General features: G+C 66.5%; 21 protein-coding genes and 1 other RNA gene. 10 read left to right on the forward strand and 12 right to left on the reverse strand.

The genetic code is table 11. The features are described 5' to 3' along the window. Positions 1-62: 62 nt before the first annotated feature. Positions 63-332: a hypothetical protein gene (locus LO787_RS01605; protein ID WP_232494146.1), complete on the forward strand. Its 270-nt coding sequence runs from the start codon at positions 63-65 to the stop codon at positions 330-332. A 152-nt stretch (positions 333-484) separates the two neighbouring features. Here LO787_RS01605 and ssrA read toward each other — a convergent pair. Together ssrA and mscL are read right to left on the reverse strand one after the other, a co-directional pair. Further along, positions 485-848, reverse strand: a transfer-messenger RNA (tmRNA) gene (ssrA, locus tag LO787_RS01610). Positions 849-899: 51 nt separating this feature from the next. After that, positions 900-1,370 (reverse strand): large conductance mechanosensitive channel protein MscL, encoded by a 471-nt coding sequence (gene mscL, locus LO787_RS01615; RefSeq protein ID WP_232494147.1) that lies wholly within the window; start codon positions 1,368-1,370, stop codon positions 900-902. Between the two features lie 200 nt (positions 1,371-1,570). Here mscL and LO787_RS01620 point away from each other — a divergent pair, with 200 nt between their 5' ends. From LO787_RS01620 to LO787_RS01640, 5 genes are read left to right on the forward strand one after another with little or no spacing between them, the layout of a single operon-like run. Beyond that, positions 1,571-2,185: a LemA family protein gene (locus LO787_RS01620; RefSeq protein ID WP_232494148.1), complete on the forward strand. Its 615-nt coding sequence runs from the start codon at positions 1,571-1,573 to the stop codon at positions 2,183-2,185. Positions 2,186-2,190: 5 nt separating this feature from the next. Then, entirely contained in the window at positions 2,191-3,021 is an 831-nt protein-coding gene (locus tag LO787_RS01625) for a TPM domain-containing protein (RefSeq protein ID WP_232494149.1), read from the forward strand. A 1-nt stretch (position 3,022) separates the two neighbouring features. Next, a complete protein-coding gene (locus LO787_RS01630) occupies positions 3,023-3,706 on the forward strand; it encodes a TPM domain-containing protein (RefSeq protein ID WP_232494150.1) in 684 nt (227 codons plus the stop codon). Continuing rightward, entirely contained in the window at positions 3,703-4,257 is a 555-nt protein-coding gene (locus tag LO787_RS01635; protein ID WP_232494151.1) for an NUDIX hydrolase, read from the forward strand. The genes LO787_RS01630 and LO787_RS01635 overlap by 4 nt, the downstream gene beginning before the upstream one ends. Next, the gene (locus LO787_RS01640) at positions 4,257-4,487 is read left to right on the forward strand and encodes a hypothetical protein (RefSeq protein ID WP_232494152.1); all 231 of its coding nucleotides are present in this window, start codon (positions 4,257-4,259) and stop codon (positions 4,485-4,487) included. Before LO787_RS01635 ends, LO787_RS01640 begins: the two co-directional genes overlap by 1 nt. Before the next feature lie 88 nt (positions 4,488-4,575). Here LO787_RS01640 and mmsB read toward each other — a convergent pair whose 3' ends face one another. The 6 genes from mmsB to LO787_RS01670 all read right to left on the reverse strand — a co-directional run bounded on the left by mmsB (position 4,576) and on the right by LO787_RS01670 (position 10,674). Beyond that, positions 4,576-5,445, reverse strand: a complete 870-nt coding sequence (mmsB, locus tag LO787_RS01645) for a 3-hydroxyisobutyrate dehydrogenase (RefSeq protein WP_232494153.1) — start codon at positions 5,443-5,445, stop codon at positions 4,576-4,578. A gap of 205 nt (positions 5,446-5,650) precedes the next feature. Next, a complete protein-coding gene (locus LO787_RS01650) occupies positions 5,651-6,436 on the reverse strand; it encodes an enoyl-CoA hydratase-related protein (protein WP_232494154.1) in 786 nt (261 codons plus the stop codon). Next, positions 6,433-7,488, reverse strand: a complete 1,056-nt coding sequence (locus LO787_RS01655) for an enoyl-CoA hydratase/isomerase family protein (RefSeq protein WP_232494155.1) — start codon at positions 7,486-7,488, stop codon at positions 6,433-6,435. The genes LO787_RS01650 and LO787_RS01655 overlap by 4 nt, the downstream gene beginning before the upstream one ends. Before the next feature lie 10 nt (positions 7,489-7,498). Then, a complete protein-coding gene (locus tag LO787_RS01660; protein ID WP_232494156.1) occupies positions 7,499-8,641 on the reverse strand; it encodes an acyl-CoA dehydrogenase family protein in 1,143 nt (380 codons plus the stop codon). 31 nt (positions 8,642-8,672) lie between these two features. Beyond that, entirely contained in the window at positions 8,673-9,164 is a 492-nt protein-coding gene (locus tag LO787_RS01665; protein ID WP_232494157.1) for a hypothetical protein, read from the reverse strand. 85 nt (positions 9,165-9,249) lie between these two features. Continuing rightward, entirely contained in the window at positions 9,250-10,674 is a 1,425-nt protein-coding gene (locus LO787_RS01670) for an aldehyde dehydrogenase family protein (protein ID WP_232494158.1), read from the reverse strand. A 394-nt stretch (positions 10,675-11,068) separates the two neighbouring features. Between LO787_RS01670 and LO787_RS01675 the strand changes: the two genes are divergently transcribed. From LO787_RS01675 to LO787_RS01685, 3 genes are all read left to right on the forward strand, one after another. Beyond that, on the forward strand, positions 11,069-11,560 hold the full coding sequence (locus LO787_RS01675) for a flavin reductase family protein (protein WP_232494159.1): 492 nt from the start codon (positions 11,069-11,071) through the stop codon (positions 11,558-11,560). Between the two features lie 218 nt (positions 11,561-11,778). Further along, positions 11,779-12,531 (forward strand): SDR family NAD(P)-dependent oxidoreductase, encoded by a 753-nt coding sequence (locus LO787_RS01680; RefSeq protein ID WP_232494160.1) that lies wholly within the window; start codon positions 11,779-11,781, stop codon positions 12,529-12,531. 171 nt (positions 12,532-12,702) lie between these two features. Beyond that, positions 12,703-13,488, forward strand: a complete 786-nt coding sequence (locus tag LO787_RS01685) for an alpha/beta fold hydrolase (protein WP_232494161.1) — start codon at positions 12,703-12,705, stop codon at positions 13,486-13,488. A gap of 163 nt (positions 13,489-13,651) precedes the next feature. On the opposite strand, the gene LO787_RS01690 is transcribed toward LO787_RS01685, so the two are convergent. The 4 genes from LO787_RS01690 to LO787_RS01705 form a co-directional block, all read right to left on the reverse strand. Further along, entirely contained in the window at positions 13,652-16,018 is a 2,367-nt protein-coding gene (locus LO787_RS01690) for a TonB-dependent receptor (RefSeq protein ID WP_232494162.1), read from the reverse strand. A gap of 42 nt (positions 16,019-16,060) precedes the next feature. Then, the gene (locus tag LO787_RS01695; protein WP_232494163.1) at positions 16,061-16,918 is read right to left on the reverse strand and encodes an SDR family NAD(P)-dependent oxidoreductase; all 858 of its coding nucleotides are present in this window, start codon (positions 16,916-16,918) and stop codon (positions 16,061-16,063) included. A 48-nt stretch (positions 16,919-16,966) separates the two neighbouring features. Beyond that, entirely contained in the window at positions 16,967-18,298 is a 1,332-nt protein-coding gene (locus tag LO787_RS01700; RefSeq protein ID WP_232494164.1) for a cytochrome P450, read from the reverse strand. A gap of 95 nt (positions 18,299-18,393) precedes the next feature. Further along, on the reverse strand, positions 18,394-18,729 hold the full coding sequence (locus tag LO787_RS01705; RefSeq protein WP_338045405.1) for a 2Fe-2S iron-sulfur cluster-binding protein: 336 nt from the start codon (positions 18,727-18,729) through the stop codon (positions 18,394-18,396). Positions 18,730-18,962: 233 nt separating this feature from the next. Between LO787_RS01705 and LO787_RS01710 the strand changes: the two genes are divergently transcribed. Beyond that, positions 18,963-20,246: an amidohydrolase family protein gene (locus tag LO787_RS01710; protein ID WP_232494165.1), complete on the forward strand. Its 1,284-nt coding sequence runs from the start codon at positions 18,963-18,965 to the stop codon at positions 20,244-20,246. The last annotated feature ends 15 nt before the right edge of the window (positions 20,247-20,261 follow it).

The raw sequence follows: 20,261 nt of genomic DNA on the forward strand, positions 1-20,261 counted from the left end.
CGGCGGGAACGCCGGGTTGGCACGGTCGTTGCTGTTAGCTGACTGGAACCAAAGGGATGAAAATGCTCCGGAAAGTCGGCCGCCTGTTCGTCATCAAGAGCAACTGGGAGGCGTATATGATCATCTATGCGCTGGCCCTGGGAGCGATCGAGCGCGGCAGCGTCTATCTGGACCGTTATCCCGGCTTCGGCGGCAAGCTGCTGTTCCTCGCCTGCACCGGCGCGGTGTTCATGGCCGGCGCCAAGATCCTCGACTGCCTGAAGTACGAGAAGGCCGCGCTGCTCGCGAAAGCGGAGGTCGTCGCCCCGGAACCGGAACGCAGGGCAGCGTGACGACACCTTGCTTCGTCATTGCGAGCGCAGCGAAGCAATCCACTGTGGGCTCGCGACGCTGGATTGCTTCACTGCGCTCACAATGACGAAATAAATGCCCGGATGATTTGGAAAGTAGGGCGATTCTGTTGACAGGCTCGCCCCCAGCCCCTGGAATCCGCTTCTGTTACCCGGTGGGTCCAACCGTGTTCTAACTTTGTAACTTCAGGGCGTTAGCCCCTAGAATTACGCCGCGAGAGCAAGTGCTTCGTTGTCGTTGGCACTTATGAGTTTTGAGCCTTGAACGGGTTACTCAGCCCGGAAGAAAACACCGCTTTTCAACACACGTCGATCCTAGTTCGGCCCCGTCATCACCCCTGCGACAACAGGGTTGTTTCCCAAGGGAAACGGGTGATGGTGGAGCCGCCGGGTACCGCCCCCGGGTCCGCTGCGTCTATTGCACGGGGCAATTTATCCTCATAGCCGGTCGAAACCGGCAAGGCCCCATATAGGGCTTTCGTCCTGAATGTGAAGTGAAAGACGGCCTGCCCCCACCGGACCACGGCAGAGGCAGGCACGCGGCCGAAATCAGGCTTTCGGCTTGCGCAGTTCCTCGAGGATTTCCTTCAGCGCGATCAACTGCGGATCGACCGGCGCCTCCTCTGCCGGCGCATTGGCGGCGGCTTCGGCTTCCTGCTTCTTCACCGAATCGATCATCTTGTTGACCGAGCGGACCAGCATGAACAGCACGAAGGCGATGATGAGGAAGTTCACCACCTGCGTGATGAATTCGCCGTAGCCGATCATCGGCACGCCTGCCGCCTTCAGCGCGGCGTAGTCGGTGAGGCTGCCCTTGTAGTCCGCCGGAGCCTCGCCCAGCTGGAAGAAGTACTTCGAGAAGTCGATGCTGCCGAACAGCCAGCCGATCACCGGCATGATGAGGTTCTCGTTGAGAGAGGACACGATCTTGCCGAAGGCCGCGCCGATCATCACACCGACCGCGAGGTCGAGCACGTTGCCGCGCGCGATGAACTTCTTGAATTCGTCTACGATTGCCATGCGCCTGGTTCCCCTTCTGCCGGCTATGGAAAATTGCCTGAGTGCGTTTTGGCACACTCGCCTGCGCCCCTCAAACGTTTGTTAACCCTCCGGGTTGCCCCGCGACAGCGAGCGTCCTTGATCCGCCATGGCGGGGCGCTATCTATTCCGGCGAGGAAGCCGCCGGTTCGTCCGGCGCGCCATGTGGAGGACTTACGTCGATGACGCTCATCAATGCCCGCCCCAAAGCCTTCGGCGGCCGCACCGTTCTGGCCCTGTCGGCCGCGCTGGCGCTGAGCGCCTGCGGGTTCAACTCGGTGCCGACCAAGCAGGAGGCCGCCAAGGCCAAGTGGGCCGACGTGGAGGCCGCGTTCCAGGAACGCTCGAACCTCGTCCCCAACCTCGCCGCCGTCGCCAAGGGTGCGGCCGAGCAGGAGAAGTCGATCCTCGTCGGCGTGACCGAGGCGCGCGCCAAGGCCACCTCGATCCAGATCAATGCCGACGACCTTGGCGACGCGCAGAAGATGGAGCAGTTCCAGCAGGCGCAGGCCCAGCTTGGTGCCGGGATCGGCCGCCTGCTCGCCAGCGTCGAGGCGTACCCGGACATCAAGTCGAGCACCAACTACCAGATGCTCCAGAGCCAGCTTGAGGGTCAGGAAAACCGCATCCGCGTCGCCATCCGCGACTACAACGGCGCGGTTCAGGACTACAACACCGAAGTCCGCACCTTCCCCTCGATGATCGGCGCGCGCCTGCGCGGCGCGGACCCGCTGGTCCCGTACAAGGCCGTGACGCCCGGCGCCGAAGCCGCCCCGAGCCTCGAAGGAAAGCTCTGATTCCGATGGCCCGCGTCCGGGCCGCCTCGCTGGCCGTATTGCTGGTCTTCGTCGCCCTCGCTTCGGGGGCGACGGGGGCGTTCGCGCAGACCTTCCCCAAGCTGACCGGCCGCGTCGTCGATGCCGCGAACATCATCCCCGATGCCGAGGAAGCGCAGCTCACGCAGAAGCTGGAGGCGCTGGAGAAGCAGTCGCGCCGCCAGTTGGTGGTGGCGACGCTGCCCTCGCTGGAAGGCTATGAGATCTCCGACTACGCAAACCGCCTGTTCCGGGATTGGAAGCTGGGCGACAAAGCGCGCAATGACGGCGTGCTTCTTCTGGTGGCACCGAATGATCGGAAAGTCCGCATCGAGGCTGGTTATGGGCTTGAAGGCACGATTACCGACGGTCTTTCCTTCCTCATAATCAACAACGATATTCTTCCTCGCTTCAAGGCAGGTGATATGCCAGGCGGCATAGCTGCAGGCACGGACGCGCTGATAACTCAACTCACGCTGCCTCCCGAGGAGGCACAGAAGGTCGCCGCAGAGGCCGACCAGGCGCGCAAGAGCGGCGGCGGCGGCATCCCGTTCGGGACCGTCATCTTCATTCTGTTTATCGTCTTCTTCTTCGTCCTGCCGATCATGCGTTCGGTCGGCAGCGGCGGACGGCGCGGGCGCTACGGCGGGTTCGATACGCCGATCATCTGGTTCCCCGGCGGCTTCGGCGGCGATGACGACGACGATCGCGGCGGTGGCTGGGGCGGCTTCGGTGGAGGCGGCGGAGGCTGGGGTGGCGGCGGCTTCTCCGGCGGAGGCGGTAGTTCGGGTGGCGGCGGCGCGAGCGGGAGCTGGTAACATGGCGACACCCAAGTATCTCAACGAGGCCGACCACGATCGCATCACCGCTGCCGTGGCGGAGGCCGAACTGCTCAGTTCGGGAGAGATCGTCACGATCCTGGCGGACCGTTCAGACGGCTACACCGACGTCGCGCTGGCGTGGGCGGCCTTCGTCGGGTTCCTCGCGCTCGGCGCGCTGGCACTCGCGCCTCAGTTCTACATGGGCCTCTACGACCTGCTGATCGCGGACTGGGGGCACGAGTGGACGCCGCGCATGATCCTCTCGCTCGCGCTCGGCGTGGTGGCGATCAAGTTCGGCGCGATGCTGCTGCTCCAGCTGTGGCAGCCGCTCAAGTTCTTCCTGATCCCCGCGCCGATCCGCACCCGCCGCGTCCATGACCGCGCCATGCGGGCCTATCGCATCGGCGCGGAGAAACGCACCACGGGGCGCACCGGCATCCTCATCTACCTCTCCATGCGCGAGCACCGCGTCGAGATCCTTGCGGACGAGGCCATCGCCAGCAAGGTGGAGCCCGGCGTCTGGGCCGATGCGATCAACGCCATGCTCGCCGAACTGCGGCAGGGCCGCACGGCGGAGGCCATGGTCGCGGGCGTCGGCAAGGTCGGCGCGATCCTCTCCCTCCACGTCCCCCGCCTGCCGGGCGACGTCAACGAACTTCCCGACAGGCTGATCGAAGTATGACTTCTGCGCTTTCCGACCACCACGATGCCGACAAGCCGCTGGAAACGATGTGGGAGGGCCGCTTCATCACCGCCAAGCGGCAAGGCCGCTGGGAATACGTCAGCCGCTCGCGCGGGATCCGGGCGGCGGTGATCCTGGCGGTCGATCCGGAAGATCACGTCATCCTCGTCGACCAGTACCGCGTGCCGCTGGGCAAGCGGTGCATCGAACTGCCCGCCGGGCTCGTCGGCGACCATGACGACAACGCGGACGAGGACGCGTCCGTCGCCGCCGCGCGCGAGCTTGAGGAAGAGACCGGCTACCACGCGGGCCGCATGGAGACGGTGGGCGAGTTCTTCTCCTCCCCCGGCATGGTCAGCGAGAGCTTCACCCTGTTCCGCGCCCGCGATCTGGTGAAGGTCGGCGACGGCGGCGGCGTCGACAGCGAGGACATCGTGGTCCACCGCGTCCCGCTGTCGGGCATCGCCGTCGCCGTGGCGCAGTGGCGCGCGCAGGGTTACGCGATGGACGTGAAGCTGCTCATGCTGCTGGGAGCGGGCCTCCTCGCCTGATGCGCACGCGGCCCGGCATCTGCCGTCGCAAGGCGCGCTACGCCACCGAGGCCGAGGCGCTGGAAGTGGCCGAGCGCGCGCCGTTTCCGCTGCGCGCGTACAAGTGCGGACTGTGCCGCGCGTACCACCTCACCAGCCGGACCAAGGGCATGAAGCTGCCAAGGTTCGAGGTGGAGAGACGTAATTCCTCCCCGAGCTTGTCTCGGGGAGGTGGCAGCGCGGAGCGCTGACGGAGGGGGATTTTCCTGACCCTTCCCCCTCCACCACCCGCTTCGCGGGCGGTCCCCCTCCCCGAGCAAGCTCGGGGAGGAATTGAGGTCACAACGTCGTGAAGATCGCGCCGAAGTCCTTGCCGCCGTTTCCGGCCTCGACGAAAGCCTCGTAGATCTTCGTCGCGTGCTCGCCCAGCGGCACGGTCGCGCCCGCCGTCTCGGCGCCGCCCATCGCGAGGCGCAAGTCCTTCAGCATCAGCGCCGAGGCGAAGCCGCCCGTATAGCCGTTGTCCGCCGGGCTCGCCGCACCGACGCCGGGCGCGGGCGTGTAGTCGTTGAGCGACCAGCAGTAGCCGGTGGACTTGGAGCTGATCTCGTAGAACTTCTGCGGATCGAGGCCCGCCTTTTCGGCCAGCGCCAGCGCCTCGCAGGTGCCGATCATGTGGATCGCCAGCAGCATGTTGTTGCACATCTTGGCGACCTGCCCCGCACCGCTCTCGCCCGCTAGGATGACCGCCTTGGCCATCGGTTCGAGCACCACCTTCGCCTTCTCGAACGCAGCCTCGGAGCCGCCGACCATGAAGGTCAGGGTGCCGCCGTTGGCCGCCGCGATGCCGCCGGACACCGGCGCATCGACCATCTCGTAGCCCGCCGCCACGGCCAGTTCCGCCACTTCGCGCGCGGTGGCGAGGTCGATCGTCGAGCAGTCGAGGAACAGCGCGCCCGCCGGGGCCTTGCCGATCACGTCGGCGGTGTAGACCGCCTTCACGATGCCGCCGTTGGGCAGCATGGTGACGACCGCGTCCACGTCCGCAACCGCATCGGGCACGGCGGTGTAGGTCGCGCAGCCGTTCTCCGCCGCCTTGGTCAGCGCATCGGGCGAAAGGTCGAAGGCGTGGACTTCGTGCCCGGCCTTCACGAGGTTCGCGGCCATGCCGCCGCCCATGTTGCCGAGGCCGATGAATGCGATCTTCATTGCATGCTCTCCAGATTCGTCGTCCCGGACTTGATCCGGGACCGCAGGCCGTGACCAGCCCGCCTTTCGGCTAGGCAGGTCAACGACGTGGCCCCTCCCTTGGATTCGTCATTGCGAGGACCGAAGGTCCGCGGCAATCCAGCGGCGTGAGCCACCATGGATTGCTTCGCTGCGCTCGCAATGACGAACCTTTGGGGAGGCAGGCTTACTTCCCCTTCCACACCCCGGGGCGCTTCTCGACGAAGGCGGCCATGCCCTCGACCTTGTCCTCGGTGGCGGTGAGCACCTGGAACATGCGGCGCTCCAGCACGAGGCCGGTGTCGAGCGTGGTCTCGAAGGCGAGGTTGACCATTTCCTTGTTCATGGTCGCGGCGAGCGGCGGCATCGCGGCGATCGTCTCGGCCGACTTCATCGCCGTTTCCAGCAGGCTGGCGAGCGGCACGACCTGGCTGACGAGGCCCGAGCGCTCGGCCTCGGCGGCGTCCATCATGCGGCCGGTCAGGCACATGTCCATGGCCTTAGACTTGCCGACCGCGCGGGTCAGGCGCTGCGATCCACCCATGCCGGGCGCGACGCCCAGCTTGATCTCGGGCTGGCCGAACTTGGCGTTCTCGGAGGCGATGATGAAGTCCGCCATCATCGCCAGTTCGCACCCGCCGCCCAGCGCGAAGCCGTTGACCGCCGCGATCCACGGCTTGCGGGTGGTCTTGACGATCTGGCTGGTCCAGCCCGCGAAGAAGTCCTCCGAATAGAACTCCGCGCTCGGCTTGTCGGACATCTCCTTGATGTCGGCGCCTGCCGCGAAAGCCTTTTCGCCCGAGCCGGTGATCACCGCGCAGCCCTGCGACTGGTCCGCCTCGAACGCGGCGAAAGCCTCGATCAGCTCGGCCAGAACCTTCGAGTTCAGCGCGTTGAGCGCCTGCGGACGGTTGAGCGTGATGAGCGTGACGCCGCCCTTCTGCTCGACCAGGATCATTTCGTAGGTGCTCATAGCGGCTTCCAGTCCTCTTCAGGGGCAAGCGGCGCGAAGATCGCGTCCAGCATCTCTTCGGTGACGCCCTCGGGCGCGGCGGGGTGCCACTTGGGGCTCTGGTCCTTGTCGACGATGACCGCGCGCACGCCCTCGGCGAAGTCCGGCAGGACCAGCACGCGGCTGCCGATGCGGTATTCCATCGCCATGTTCTGCGCGAAGGTTTCGAGGGTCAGCGAGTCCTCCAGCTGGCGCAGCGAGACCTTGCACGCCTGCGGGCTCTTGGTGCGCAGGGTGGCGAGTTCCTTCGCCGCCCACTCGCTCCCATTTTCATTGGCATCCGCCTCCAGCGAGGCGAGCACCTGCTCCAGCGTGTCGAAGGCGAAGTGCCTGCGGATCGCGCCCGCGTTGGCGGCGACCTTCGGCTCGGGCGCCTTGGTCGAGAGCGCGGCGAGCACGCCGCCGATCTCGTGGCCCGCCGCGATGCGGCTCTTGGCGTCCGCCAGCGCCTCTGCGGGCAGGTGGTGCGTCGCAAGGCCCGCCCAGAGGCATTCCGCCCCGTCGAACCGCGCGCCCGTCAACGCGAGGAACTGGCCGACGCGCCCGTCGAGGCGCGAGAGATACCAGCCGCCGCCGACGTCGGGGAACAGGCCGATGCCCGTCTCCGGCATGGCGTAGCGGGTGTTCTCGGTCGCCACGCGGTACTTCGCGGGCTGCGAGATGCCGACGCCGCCGCCCATCGTGATGCCGTCCATGAAGGCCACGATCGGCTTGTCATAAGTGAACAGCTGGTGGTTGAGGCGGTATTCCTCGAAGAAGAACTGCCGCCCCGCCTCGCCGCCGTCATTCAGCGCGGACTGGCGCAGCAGGTTGATGTCGCCGCCCGAACAGAAGCCGCGCCCTTCGGCGTGCTCGATCAGGACGACCTTCACCGCATCGTCGTCAGCCCATTCGGTGAGCTGGCCGATCATCGCCCGGCACATGTCCAGCGTCAGCGCGTGGATCGCCTTGGGGCGGTTGAGCGAGACGATCCCCGCGACGCCTTCGCGCCGGAACAGCACTTCGTCAGTCACAGGAGCCCCCTTACTTCAGCAGGTCGCGGCCGACGATCATGCGCATGACCTCGTTGGTGCCTTCGAGGATGCGATGGACGCGCAGGTCGCGCCAGAAGCGCTCGATCGGATAGTCGCGCAGGTAGCCGTAGCCGCCGAAGATCTGCAAGGCCCGGTCGACCACGGAAGATCCGGTGTCGGTGGCGATCAGCTTGGCCATCGCGGAGAACCGCGTCTTGTCGGGCGCCCCGGCGGAAACCTTGGCGGCGGCGAGGTAGAGCAGCGCGCGCGCCGCTTCCAGTTCGGCGGCCATGTCTGCCAGCCGGAACTGGGTGTTCTGGAACTCGGCGATGGGCTGGTCGAACTGCTTGCGGTCCTTGGCGTACTGCACCGCCTCGTCGAGACAGCGCTGCGCCCCGCCGAGCGAGCAGGCGCCGATGTTCAGACGGCCGCCGTCGAGGCCCGCCATCGCGAACTTGAAGCCGTCGCCCTCGGCCCCGACGCGGTTCTCGACCGGCACGCGGGCGTTGTCGAAGATGACCTGCGCGGTGGGCGAGGCATTCCAGCCCAGCTTCTTCTCCGGCGCGCCGAAGCTGACGCCCGGCGTGTCCTTGTCCACCACGAAGCAGGAGATGCCGCGCGACTTATGCTCCCCGGTGCGGGCCATGACGAGGTAGACGTCGTTGACGCCGCCGCCCGAGATGAACTGCTTGGTGCCGTTGAGAACATAGGCATCGCCGTCCAGCCGCGCGGTCGTCTTGAGCGCCGCCGCGTCCGAACCGGAGCCGGGCTCGGTCAGGCAGTAGGAGGCGATCTTCTCCATCGTCACCAGTTCGGGCAGGTAACGGTCCTTGAGTTGCTGGTCGCCGAACGCATCGATCATCCACGCGCCCATGTTGTGAATGGAGACGTAGGCGCTGGTGGCGGGACAGCCGTAGGACATGGCCTCCATGATGAGCGCCGCGTCGAGGCGGGACAGACCGATGCCGCCGTTTTCCTCGGACACGTAGATCGCCCCGAAGCCCAGTTCGCCCGCAGCCTTCCACACGTCGACCGGGTAGTGGTGCTTCTCGTCCCACTCCGCCGCGAAGGGCGTGATCCGGTCGGCGGTGAACTTGCGCGCAGTCTCCTGGATCGCGAGTTGGTCTTCGGTGAGTCCGAACTGTTCGGTCATCTGCATCCCTGTTTGGTCATGGCCGCTGCCCTCACGCGCAGCGGGTATACTTGAGCGGTCCCGGCATGGCGTCCTTGCCGTAATCCCGCCGGATCATCGTCTTGCCGTCGTCCTGCACATCGAGCACGACGTCGTTGGTCCAGCTCTGCCCCTCGCCGGTATAGTCGAAGGTGGCGCGGATGCGGCTCTCGCCCGCTTCCTTGATCTCGCCCAGCTTCGCGACCGATTCGTAGAACTTGAGCTGGTCGTCCGACACTTCCAGCAGGCCCTTGGCGTCGCCCCTGGTGCTGGTGCAGTCGGCGGCGACGAGGCCCCAGCGGCCGCGGATCGTCTCCGGGATTTCCGACATGCCGACCGCCGCACCCTCGCCCGCCTCGGTCGCTTCCACCGGCGCGGGCGATTCCTGGAACACGTCCTCGGTCTCGGTCGGCGCGGCGGTGCTCGCAGGGGCCTCGGGCTGCTTCGAGCAGGCAGCCAGCGCCAGCGCGGCGGTGAGAGTGAGAAGCGGAAGCGTGCGGGTCATCGGTCGTCTCCATTCGCGGCCCCGGACAAGGAAGCGGATAAAAGTGCAGAAACGCACCGCCCCTTATCCGGTTGCCGCGATAGGGTCAGCCCACCAGTTCGATGATGTCCTTTCCGAACAGCGCCTCGTCCGAGGGGATGACCTTGTGCTGCGCGAGCGGCTTGGACACCCAGGTCTCGTTGATGAGATCGCGCCACGTCACGTTGTTGTTGGTGGCGTTGCCGCCCCACGATCCGCAGCCCAGCGAGAAGGTCTGGCGCATGCCGTTCCACAGGTTGCCCGAGTTCGAGGCCGACTGCGGCTGGTTCACCATCACGCGGCTGGTCTTGGTGCCGAACGCCAGCTTGAGGATGTTGTCGTCGCTCTGCGAGTAGATGCCCGCCGAGTGGCCCTGTCCCTGATAGCCCTGGATGGCGTTGGTCAGGCGGATGGCGTCGTCGATGTCCTTGGCGCGGTAGAGCGCCATGGTGACGGTCATCTTCTCGCCCGAGAACTTGTAGTCCGGTCCGTAGCCGGTTTCGGGCACGATGAAGAAGGCAGTGCCTTCGGGGATCGCGAAGCCCGCGTAATCGGCGATGAACTGCGCCGACTGGGCGACGACCTTGGCGTTGATGTGCTCGCCGTCTTCCCAGATCGCATTCTGCAGCTTGGTCTTGTTCTCGCCCTCGATGATGAAGCCGCCCTTGGCCTTCAGCTTCTCCAGCATGGTGTCGTAGATCGCGTCGAGCAGGATCACCGCATTGTCGGACGAGCATGAGGCCGCGTTGTCGAGCGTCTTCGACAGCAGGATCTTGGCGGCGGCGTCATCGAGGTCGGCGGTGTCGTCCACGGTGATGACAGCGTTGCCCACGCCCACGCCCAGCGCCGGGGTGCCCGAGGAATAGGCCGCCTTCACCATCGGCGTGCCGCCGGTGGCGAGGATGCGGTCGCACTGCTTCATGACTTCGTTGGTCTTCTCGACCGAGGGCTGCTCGATCGGGATCACGAGGTCGGCGGGCGCGCCCATCTTCACCAGCGCGTCGCGCATCAGGTTGCAGATCTTGGCGTTGACGAACTTGGCGCGCGGGTGCGGGCAGATGATGATCGAGTTGCGGCCCTTGACCGCGCTGATCGCCTTGATGACCGGGGTCGCCTCGGGATTGGTCGAGGGCGAGAGCGCGCCGATCACGCCGACGGGCTTCGCGATCTTGACGATGTTGCGCTCGGGAATCTCGTCGATGATGCCCACCGACTTGTCGTCGATGATGTCGTAGAGCGTGGCGCGGGTCTTGATCGAGATCTTCTTGAACTTGCCCTCGTAGTTGCCGAGCTGCGTCTCTTCCACGGTCTCGCGGGCGATTTCCTCGTCCATGCCGGGCTTGCACACGGCGTAGACCATGCCGCGAATCCAGCGGTCGACCTGTTCCTGCGTGGCGTTCTCGATCTGCGCCTGCGCCGCGCGGGAGCGGGCGACCAGTTCGGCGACTTCGGCGGCAACGGGCGTTTCGGCGATCAGTTCGGCAGTAGCCATGTCCATCTTCCCTTTGTGTTCAGCGCGCAGGTGTCCGTCAGGCCCCGCGTTCAAGCTGGCATCCGGATCGTCCCTCGTTTCCCGAGTTAGGCGATCCGCCACACCATGCTCACCTGCACCTTTGGCGAGGCAGGCGCAAGTTTAATTAAGCGAGCGATTAAATCCTGAGCTTGCAAAAACCTCATGTCATCAGGCATCCGGCGCAATGGTCGCGGACCGGAGGGATTTGTGCTGAATACCGGTGCCCCCTTGCCCGGCACAGGCCTTACGGGCACTAGGGGGCGACGATATCGCGATGGCGCTGGCGTTCGGATATGCCAACGCTTATTCGATATCGGGAACCATCAGGCGCGCGGGGGTCGCCGCCGGGGCAACAGAAAAAGGTGACAGGCGCGTGAGTGAGACGACCATCGATCCGGCAGAGTTCCGCAAGGTTCTCGGCAGCTATCCCACCGGCGTGTGCGTCATCACCGCGCTCGACGACGACAAGCCCGCAGGCATGGTCGTCGGCAGCTTCACCTCGGTGTCGCTCGACCCGCCGCTGGTCGGCTTCTTCCCGGACAAGTCCTCGACCTCGTGGCCGCTGATCGAGAAGGCTGGTCACTTCTGCGTCAACGTCATGGCGAGCGACCAGGGACCGGTCTGCAAGGCCGTGACCGCCAAGGGCGAGGCGAAGTTCGTCGGCGTGGAATACGCCATCTCCGAGCACAACCTGCCGGTGATCGCCGACTCCATCGCCGCGATCGAGTGCAAGCTCTACTCCGTCACCGAAGCGGGCGACCACTGGTTCGTGCTCGGCGAGGTGCTGCGCATGGAAACCGTGCGCGAGGACGAGCCGATGCTGTTCCACCGCGGCCGCTACGGCAGCTTCGCGGAGAAGATGTAAGGAACGTCTTTCGTCGTCATTGCGAGCGCAGCGAAGCAATCCATGTCGGCCCCAACCGCGTGGATTGCTTCGCTGCGCTCGCAATGACGAATGTGGGGGCCCGACACGTCGAAGCCCCCTGCATCATCACGCCAACCGTCGGCATCGCACCCACGGTTTGACCTCCCCGCACCGATGCTGTTCACACGTTCAGCATTCAGTGCGGGAGAGCATTCATCATGACACGTTCGCTTGACGGCAAGGTCGCCGTCGTCACCGGCGCGGGTTCGGGCATCGGCCGGGGCATCGCGCTGCGGCTGGCCGAGGACAAGGCCGCCATCGCCGTGTGGGATCTCAACCCCGAGGGCGCGGCGGAGACCGTCAGGCAGATCGAGGCGGCAGGCGGCAAGGCCATGGCCGTGACCGTCGACTGCTCCGACAAGGCCGCGATCAAGGCCGCCGCCGACACGACGCGCAGCGCGTTCGGCGCCATCACAATCCTCGTCAACAACGCCGGGATCGCGCCGTTCACGCCCTTCATGGAGGTGGACGACGAGGAGTTCGACAAGGTCATCCGCGTCAACCTCAAGGGCCCGTGGCTGGTCACCAAGGAAATCGTGCCCGACATGCTGGCCGCCAACTGGGGCCGCATTATCAACATCACCTCGTCCTCCACGCAGTCCGGCTCCTTCGCGCAGAGCCACTACGTCGCCTCCAAGGGCGGGCTGCTGGGGCTGACCAAGGCGCTGGCGATGGAACTGGGCAAGACCGGCATTACCGCCAACATGATTCCGCCCGGATCGATCGACACCCCGATGCTGCGCGGCGCCCCGATCGACGCCGACGCCTATGGCGCATCGCTGCCGGTGGGCCGTCTCGGCCAGGTCGCGGACATCGCGGCGGCGGCGGCGTTCCTCGCCTCGGAGGAAGCCAGCTACATGACCGGGCAGACCATCAGCACCAACGGCGGGCGGTATATGGGTTCGGCTTGAGGGCTGCCTCGTCATCCCGGCGAAGGCCGGGACCGTGGGCCGTCTTTAGGCGCGAGCTTGCGCAAGGGCGTTTGAACGCGAGGTGGGCCGTTCACTGCCCACGGTCCCGGCCTTCGCCGGGATGACGGGCTTGGTATTTCATCCTCGCATCAGGTGCCCTAGCCTACCGCCATGACACCCCTCACCATCCCCATCCCCGGCGCCACCCTCGCCGCCGAACGCCGCAACGGCACCGGCACGCCGCTGGTGCTGGTCCACGGCTTCGGCGGCTCCCGGCGCGACTGGGATCCGCTCGTCGCGGCGCTCTCGCCCGGACGCGCGCTGATCGGCTACGACCAGCGCGGCTTCGGCGCATCCACGGCGCACGACGCGCCCTACTCCCACGCCGACGACCTGCTGGCACTGCTGGACGCGCTGGACATCGCGCAGGCGGACCTGTGCGGCATGTCGCTGGGCGGGGCGACGGTGCTGAACTTCGCGCTCGACCACCCGGAGCGCGTGCGGCGGCTGGTGCTGGTCAGCCCGCTCATGGTCGGCTGGTCGTGGAGCGCCGACTGGATCGAGCGCTGGAAGACCATCGGCCGCGCCGCCCGCGCCGGAGACATGGCGCTCGCCCGCGACTTGTGGTGGCGACACCCCCTCTTCGACGCGGTGCGCGAAGGCCCCGCCGCCGAGGCCATGCGCGCCTCGATCGAGGCGTTCCACGGCCGCCAGTGGGTGCAGGACACCCACCGCCCCGCCCTCCCCGACAGTGAGCGGCTGGGCGAACTGACCGTGCCCACGCTGCTGCTGACAGGCGGGCGCGACACGCTCGATTTCCGGATGATCGCCGATGCCATCGCAGCGATGGGGCAGGCCGTGAAGCGCATCGACCATGCCGAGGCGGGGCACATGCTGAACCTCGAAATTCCGGGCGTGATCGCGCGGGAGATCGAAGCGTTTCTTCTGGAGGGGTAGCGCCCGCCCGCCGGGGGCTTCGACAGGCTCAGCCTGAGCGGAAACACCCACATTCGTCATTGCGAGCGCAGCGAAGCAATCCACGGTCGGCCCACGACGCTGGATTGCTTCGCTGCGCTCGCAATGACGAAAGGAGGGATGCCGCGAAGGGCCACCCCCGCCCCTAGAACCGATAGCTCAGTTCCAGCCCGTAGGTCCGCGGCTCGCCCACGGCGGCGGCGTTGTGGCCGAGGGCGGCCGCCAGCGTCATGCCGCCAACGAAGTAGGCCTTGTCCGTCAGGTTCTTGGCGAACAGCGCCGCCGAGAAGTCGGAGCCCGCGATGTCCTTCCAGTCCAGCCGCGCGTGGAGCAGCGCATAGCCCGGCAGGCGCGTGCCCGGCGCAATCGAGGCGGCGGCGTTGGAGAAGTACTGCGCCGTCTGTCCGTAGACCTCGCCGCGCAGGGAGACGTCACCCATGGCCTCGCCCACCGGGACCGAGACCTGCGCATAGGCGGTGCCGGAGAACTTCGGCGTGTCGCCCACCGGCCCGTAGGAATAGGGATTGCCGAAAAGGGAGATATTCCCGTTGGTGAAGGTGGCCTTGGTGTAGGCCCCCGATCCGCCGATCTCCAGCCACGCGGCGGGCCGGACCGAACCCTGCGCCTCGAAGCCCCAGATGCGGCTGGACGGGACGTTGGCCGTCACCGCGATCGAGGCGAGGCCGCCGGGACCATCGGGATCGGGGAACTCCACGCGCTGCACGTCCTGGATCCACTGCACGAAGACGGCGCTGGCGAAGTTGGCGGGCCGTCCGAAGACGGTGCCGGCGAACTTCAGACCCGCCTCGATGTCCTGCGTATGCTCGGAATCGAACAGGTTGCCGCCATCGGTCGCGGTGGCGTTCACCGGCGGCGCGGCGCCGTTGAAGCCGCCCGAACGGAAGCTGCCGCGCGTCTTGAGATAGGCGAACCAGTCCGCGCTCACCTTGTATTCCAGCCCCACTTCCCACGACGGGTCGGAGAAGGTCTTCTTCTGGTCGGGCGCGCCGAACGTGTACGTCGCCTGCGGCAGCTGCGCGATCTTCACGCGCTCCCACGTATAGCGCAGGCCGCCGGTCAGCTTGAGGTCGGGGACGATCTCGTAGGATAGCTGGCCATAGAGCGCATCGGTACGGTTGCGCAGGCGAAAGGCGTTGGTGACGTAGGCCGGTGCCAGCACCGGCGACACGTCGAAATAGGTCTGCGGCCAGATGGTGTCGCTGCGCTGGCGCTGGAAGTACGCGCCGAAGATGTAGTCCAGCCGCCCGTCCATCGCCTCGCCCACCAGCTGCAGTTCCTCGGAGAAGGAGCGCACGCGCAGCTGGTTGCCGTACTCGCCCGAGGCGGCGTTGGCGGTGAGGATGGTGACGAAGGGCGCGCCGAGCTGCGGCTGTTCCGAGCGCGTGCGCGAGTTGGAGAAGCCCGCGATGTTGCGCAGCGTGGCATTGTCGCCCAGCTCGATCTCGGTGGTGTTGGTGACGAACCAGTCGCGCCCGCGATGGCTGGCCCCGCCCGGATGGCGCGTGCGGTACGGGCCGATGCGGCGCTGCTCGTCGACATAGGCGATCAGGCCGGGCGCATAGGCCCCGGGATGCGCGGCAAGATAGGCGTCCCATGCGCCCGGCCCGGCAACGCTGTCGAGCCCCGGCCCGAACAGCAGCCCCGCCCCGCACGTCAGCGCGAAGCCGTTGTTGGTGTCTCCGCAGCCGTAGACGCTGTAAGTGTACGACGCGCCGGTGTTGGTGCCGCGCGAACGGGTGTACTGCACCATCGTCGTGTTGCTGATCGTCTCGGTCGGCTTGAGCGTCAGCGTCACGCGGCCGCCGTCGCGCTTCACGTCGCCCAGGCGGTCGCCGTTGAACAGGTTGCGGATGTAGCCGTCCTTGCGCACCACGTCGAAGGCGCCGCGCAGCAGCACCTTGTCCTCGATCAGCGGCAGGTTGAGCATGCCCTCCACTTCGCGCAGGTCGTAGTTGCCGATGCGCCCGCGGATCAGGCCTTCCAGCCGGTCGGTGGGCTTGGCCGAGTTGTAGAGCACCGCGCCGCCGGTGGCGTTGCGGCCGAACAGCGTGCCCTGCGGGCCCTTCAGCACCTGCACGTTTTCCAGATCGTAGAACGAGGAGGCGCCGTTGATCGTCAGCGGCACTTCGTTGAGATAGGCGATCACCGCCGAGGGCGAGCCGGAGAACGTGTCCGCCGTCTGGCCACGGATCGAGTAAGTGAGCGAGTTGTTGCCCTGCGTCTGCCGGATCGTCAGCCCCGGCGCGACCGCCTGAAGATCGGAATCGGTGCGCACGCCCCGCTCGATGAGATCGTCGCTGCCGAGCGCGGTGATCGCGGCGGGCACGGTGGACAGCGCCTCGTCCCGGCGGCGCGCGGTGACGACGATGTCGCCCTCATGGATTTCGGGCGCTGCGGCTTGCGGTGCAGGCGGCGATGCCGACTGGGCAACCGCAGCGACGGGTGAAAGCATGGTCCCGGCGGCCAGCGCGGCCGCGAAGATGGTCCTCATCGTTCCTCTCCCCAATGTGCCCCGCTGGTGCGGAGTCGTATCTCAGACTTCGGCATCCTCCACCGTCATCGCCGCCGCGCGGGCGTCGAGGATGTCCTGCAGGTGGTTGACCGGATCGCCAACCGTCACCCCGCCCTCGACCGGGATCACCGCGCCGGTCATGTGCCGCGCGCGGTCGCTCGCCAGGAACAGCGCGACCTCGGCCACGTCATCCGGCTCGCCGCGCCGCTTGATGAGCTGGTTCGACAGGTAGACCGCGTTCACCCCGCTCTCGATCCGGGCCGCCAGCGCCGCGTCGGCCCCGGCCTGCCCGAACGAGGACAGTTCGGTGCGCACATGGCCCGGCACGATGCAGTTCACCCGGATGCCGTGCTGCGCAAGATCGATGGCGGAGGACTTGGCAAACTGGATCAGCGCCGCCTTGGACGCGCGGTAGGTCATCATGCCGAGGCCCGCCAGCGTCCCCGCGATCGAGGCATTGTTGAGGATCACCCCGCCGCGCCCCTGCGCCTTCATCACCCGCGCCGCGTTGCGCGTCCCCAGCATCGGCCCCAGCACGTTGACGCGCATCACCCGGTCGAAATCGTCGAGCCGATCGTCGAGGAAACTCGGATAGGGCCGGGTCGAAATCCCGGCGTTGTTGAACATCACGTCGAGCCCGCCGAAGCGATCGACGGCGGTGTCCACCAGCGCCTGCATCGCCTCGGGCTCGCTGACGTCGGTGTGGCGATAGATCGCCGCGTCGCCGAGCCGGTCGGCAAGCGCTTCGCCCGCCTCGTCGGCAAGGTCGGCGATGACCACTTTCGCACCTTGCCGGACGAACAGTTCCACCGTCGCGCGGCCGATTCCTCCGGCGCCTCCGGTCACGACCGCCACTTTGCCCGCCAGTTCCTGTTCCACTGCGCTTCAGTCCCCCTCTTGTACCGTTCTGTGCGGCTTAGGTTCAGTTCAGTGCACGCGCTTTTCGAACGTGATCGGCAGCGATTCGATGGTGTGGGTGGCCACGCTGGGCGTGTAGCGGATCTCGTTTTCCGGGATCGCGAGGCGGATGTTCGCCATCTGCCGGGCGATCTCGCGCGCCGCCACCTTCACCTCCATGCGCGCCAGGGCGAGCCCGATGCAGCGGTGCGGACCACCCCCGAAAGCGACGTGACGCCCCAGATTTGCGCGGGTTATGTCGAACTTGCGCGGCTCGGGAAACACGCTCTCGTCATCGTTGCCGGACCCGTAGACGAGCAGCATGTGCGCGTTCGCCGGGATCGTCGTGCCGTTCACCACGACCTCGCGCGTGGTCATCCGCGACAGCGCGCGCACCGGCGGCTCGTTGCGCAGGTGCTCCTCGATGAAACGGTTGAGCTGGCGCTCGTCATCGACCACTTTTTCCAGCAATTCCGCCATTTCGGGTTTGGTGGTGAGGACGTAGAACAGGTTGCCGATCGCGGTCGCCGTCGTGTCGTTCCCGGCGATCAGCGTGGCCCGGACGAGCGAGACCGCCTCCGCAAACGTCAGCTTTTCGCGGGTTCCGTCGGCGTTGGTGACTTCGGCATGGACAAGGTCGGAGATCATGTCCTCGCTCGGATTTTCCTCGCAGGCCTGCATCTTGGCGATGAGATAGCGTTGCAATTCAGCGATTTGCGCGGCATTCTCCAGCATCGTCTCACGCGTCTGCATCGCCCCGATCTGCGCCGTCACCGCCACCGACCAGCGCGAAATCTGCGCCTCCATGCCGGGATCGAGGCCAAGCTGCTCGACGATCACCCGGATGGTCAGCGGGATCGCGATGTCCTTCACCGCGTCGCACTTTCCGTCCCCTTTGGCGATGGCCTCGGCGATCACCCCGCGCACCACCTCGGTAATGCGCGGCTCCAGTTCCTTGACGCGGTGGGCGGTGAAGGCCTGTTCCATCAATCGGCGGATTCGCGTGTGATACGGCGGGTCGGACATGATCGCGTCGGGGAAGTAACCGCCGCCATGCTCGCGCAGATAGGCCTCGAATTCGCCCCGCATCCCCCGCGCCTGCTGCTCGGAATAGCCGTGCTGCACCGAGAACGTCACCGGGTCCGACTGCACGGCGGAGATATCCTCGTGCCGGGTCACCAGCCACGAACCCAGCCGCGCATCGAAGTGGATCGGGTCGCCATGGCGCATCGCCGCGTAGAAATCGCGCGGCCGCGCCTGGATCGCGGTATCGGCGAGCGAGCCTTCGGCCAGCAGCTGCTCCTGCTCGGGGCTCAGCGCCTGCCGCTCGGAAATGCGGTCCTGCGAAATCTGGGTTGCCATGTCCGTCCTGTCATCCTGCTTCCGGCCCGGTTATGAACGCCCGCCGGGGACGCGGCCATGCCCGCCCTCGAACGCGCGCTTGTCCCGATCTGCACTCAGTAGGAGGAAGCCGGGGCGACCGTGACCTGCAGTCCGTCGAGTTCGAAGGACATGCGGATCTGGCAGCCGAGGCGCGAATTGTCCTTCATCACGTCCGCCACCATGTCGAGCATCGCAAACTCGATGTCGTCCGGCGCGCCGACCTTTTCCTGCCAGTTTTCATCGACATAGACATGGCACGTCGCGCAGGCACAGCCCCCGCCGCAGTCCCCCATGATCCCGGCAACGCCGTTCTGGCGGCCGACTTCCATGAGGCTGATGCCTTCCTCGATGCCCTCGAAAGTGCGGGTCTCGCCATCGACATCGGTCATGGTGACTGTCAGGGTGCCCATCGGGTTGCGCTGTCCTCTCGATAGTATGGTTCTATTTGGCGAATAGTAATTCGCCATAAAACAAACCTCAACTCCTTGATGCCCTGAGCGCGGGGGCGTTGGAACTGCCTGCGCGGCCCCGGCTTTTGACTGGCCCGGAAGCCCGCGCCGCCAGAGGATACCGGCCCTGCCCGGCCAGTCATTTGCCGCCGGAAATGCCCCGCCTAGTCTCGACCCCGCAAGGAGAGAGACCCGTGGCCCGCACCGTGATCCGCAACGCAATGCTGTTTACCGCCACCGGCGCGGCAGCTTCCAAGGGCGACCTCGTCGTCGACGGCGAGCGGATCGTCTCGGTCGGCGCAGCCGCGCAGATCCGCGCCGACGACACCGTGATCGACGCCACCGGCCTCTTCTGCATGCCCGGCATGACCGAGGGCCACGCGCACCTCTCGTTCGAGAACGTATGCGCCACCGAAGACCTCATCACCCCTTGTCCGGAAACTCAGGTCTTCACCGCCGCGCGCGGGGCGAAAGCGCTGATCGAGGCGGGCTTCACCAGCGCCTACGGAGCCTCCGAAGCCAAGTTGAAGCTGGCCGTCGCCGTGCGTGACGAGGTGAACGCCGGACGCCTGCCCGGCCCGCGCATCCGCGCCGGCGGGCTGGAGATCACCGTCACCGGCGGCATGGGCGACGAGAGCAGGCTGCATAACCCGCGCATCGGCCCCTCCACCATCGTCGACGGCGTGGACGAGATGCGCCGGGCCGTGCGCCTGCATTGCCGCGAGGGCGTGGACAACGTGAAGCTCGATGTGTCGGGCGACCCGTTCTATCCGAACACCCCCGGCCACACGACGCCGATGACCTTCGAGGAAATCCGCGTCGCAGCCGAGACGGCACATGCCTTCGGCCGGAAGATCAATGCCCATACCCGCTCGATCGAAGGCTCCAAGCACTGCATTCGCGCGGGCGTCGACGCCCTGTTCCACACCGAATACGCGGACGAAGAACTGCTCGACATGATGGAGGAAGCGCGGGAGCGCATCTTCGTGGTGCCGACCGTCGGCCTCTTCGCCCAGATCATGGCGGGCGAGGCATCGGCGCACGGACTGACGCCGGAAGTCGGCGGCTACATGAACATTCCCGAACTGCTCGAAAACTCGATCCGCACTCACACCGAACTGCGCAAGCGCGGCATCCGTCACCTGATCGGCGGCGACTACGGCTTCGGATGGAGCAAACAGGGCACGCAGGGCCGCGACCTCCGGTTCTTCGTCGATCACTATGGCTACTCGCCTGCCGATGCGCTCGTCTGCGCCACGCGCAACGGCGGGCTGGCGATGGGCTACGACGATCTCGGCACGCTGGAGCCGGGCAGGCTGGCAGACCTCATCCTCGTCGATGGCGATCCGCTTGCGGACATCTCCGTGCTCTCCGGGCCGGAGCAGGTCGTCTTCGTGATGAAGGGCGGCGCGGTCCAGAAATCCACCCTTCCCGCACCGGCAACGGGCCATACGCCCGTTCTCCAGGCAGCGGAATGATATTGAGCGGGAGCA

This window comes from Novosphingobium kaempferiae (assembly GCF_021227995.1).
In the GTDB taxonomy this organism is placed as follows: domain Bacteria; phylum Pseudomonadota; class Alphaproteobacteria; order Sphingomonadales; family Sphingomonadaceae; genus Novosphingobium; species Novosphingobium kaempferiae.

Bases quoted from the DNA above. Each gene is read 5' to 3' on its own strand.
- LO787_RS01685 (WP_232494161.1), top strand. From the start codon at position 12,703: ATGACACCCCTCACCATCCCCATCCCCGGCGCCACCCTCGCCGCCGAA.
- LO787_RS01605 (WP_232494146.1), top strand. From the start codon at position 63: ATGCTCCGGAAAGTCGGCCGCCTGTTCGTCATCAAGAGCAACTGGGAG.
- LO787_RS01690 (WP_232494162.1), bottom strand. From the start codon at position 16,018: ATGAGGACCATCTTCGCGGCCGCGCTGGCCGCCGGGACCATGCTTTCA.
- LO787_RS01665 (WP_232494157.1), bottom strand. From the start codon at position 9,164: ATGACCCGCACGCTTCCGCTTCTCACTCTCACCGCCGCGCTGGCGCTG.
- LO787_RS01640 (WP_232494152.1), top strand. From the start codon at position 4,257: ATGCGCACGCGGCCCGGCATCTGCCGTCGCAAGGCGCGCTACGCCACC.
- LO787_RS01630 (WP_232494150.1), top strand. From the start codon at position 3,023: ATGGCGACACCCAAGTATCTCAACGAGGCCGACCACGATCGCATCACC.
- LO787_RS01650 (WP_232494154.1), bottom strand. From the start codon at position 6,436: ATGAGCACCTACGAAATGATCCTGGTCGAGCAGAAGGGCGGCGTCACG.
- LO787_RS01635 (WP_232494151.1), top strand. From the start codon at position 3,703: ATGACTTCTGCGCTTTCCGACCACCACGATGCCGACAAGCCGCTGGAA.
- LO787_RS01700 (WP_232494164.1), bottom strand. From the start codon at position 18,298: ATGGCAACCCAGATTTCGCAGGACCGCATTTCCGAGCGGCAGGCGCTG.
- LO787_RS01680 (WP_232494160.1), top strand. From the start codon at position 11,779: ATGACACGTTCGCTTGACGGCAAGGTCGCCGTCGTCACCGGCGCGGGT.
- LO787_RS01660 (WP_232494156.1), bottom strand. From the start codon at position 8,641: ATGACCGAACAGTTCGGACTCACCGAAGACCAACTCGCGATCCAGGAG.
- LO787_RS01705 (WP_338045405.1), bottom strand. From the start codon at position 18,729: ATGGGCACCCTGACAGTCACCATGACCGATGTCGATGGCGAGACCCGC.
- LO787_RS01670 (WP_232494158.1), bottom strand. From the start codon at position 10,674: ATGGCTACTGCCGAACTGATCGCCGAAACGCCCGTTGCCGCCGAAGTC.
- mscL (WP_232494147.1), bottom strand. From the start codon at position 1,370: ATGGCAATCGTAGACGAATTCAAGAAGTTCATCGCGCGCGGCAACGTG.
- LO787_RS01625 (WP_232494149.1), top strand. From the start codon at position 2,191: ATGGCCCGCGTCCGGGCCGCCTCGCTGGCCGTATTGCTGGTCTTCGTC.
- LO787_RS01620 (WP_232494148.1), top strand. From the start codon at position 1,571: ATGACGCTCATCAATGCCCGCCCCAAAGCCTTCGGCGGCCGCACCGTT.
- mmsB (WP_232494153.1), bottom strand. From the start codon at position 5,445: ATGAAGATCGCATTCATCGGCCTCGGCAACATGGGCGGCGGCATGGCC.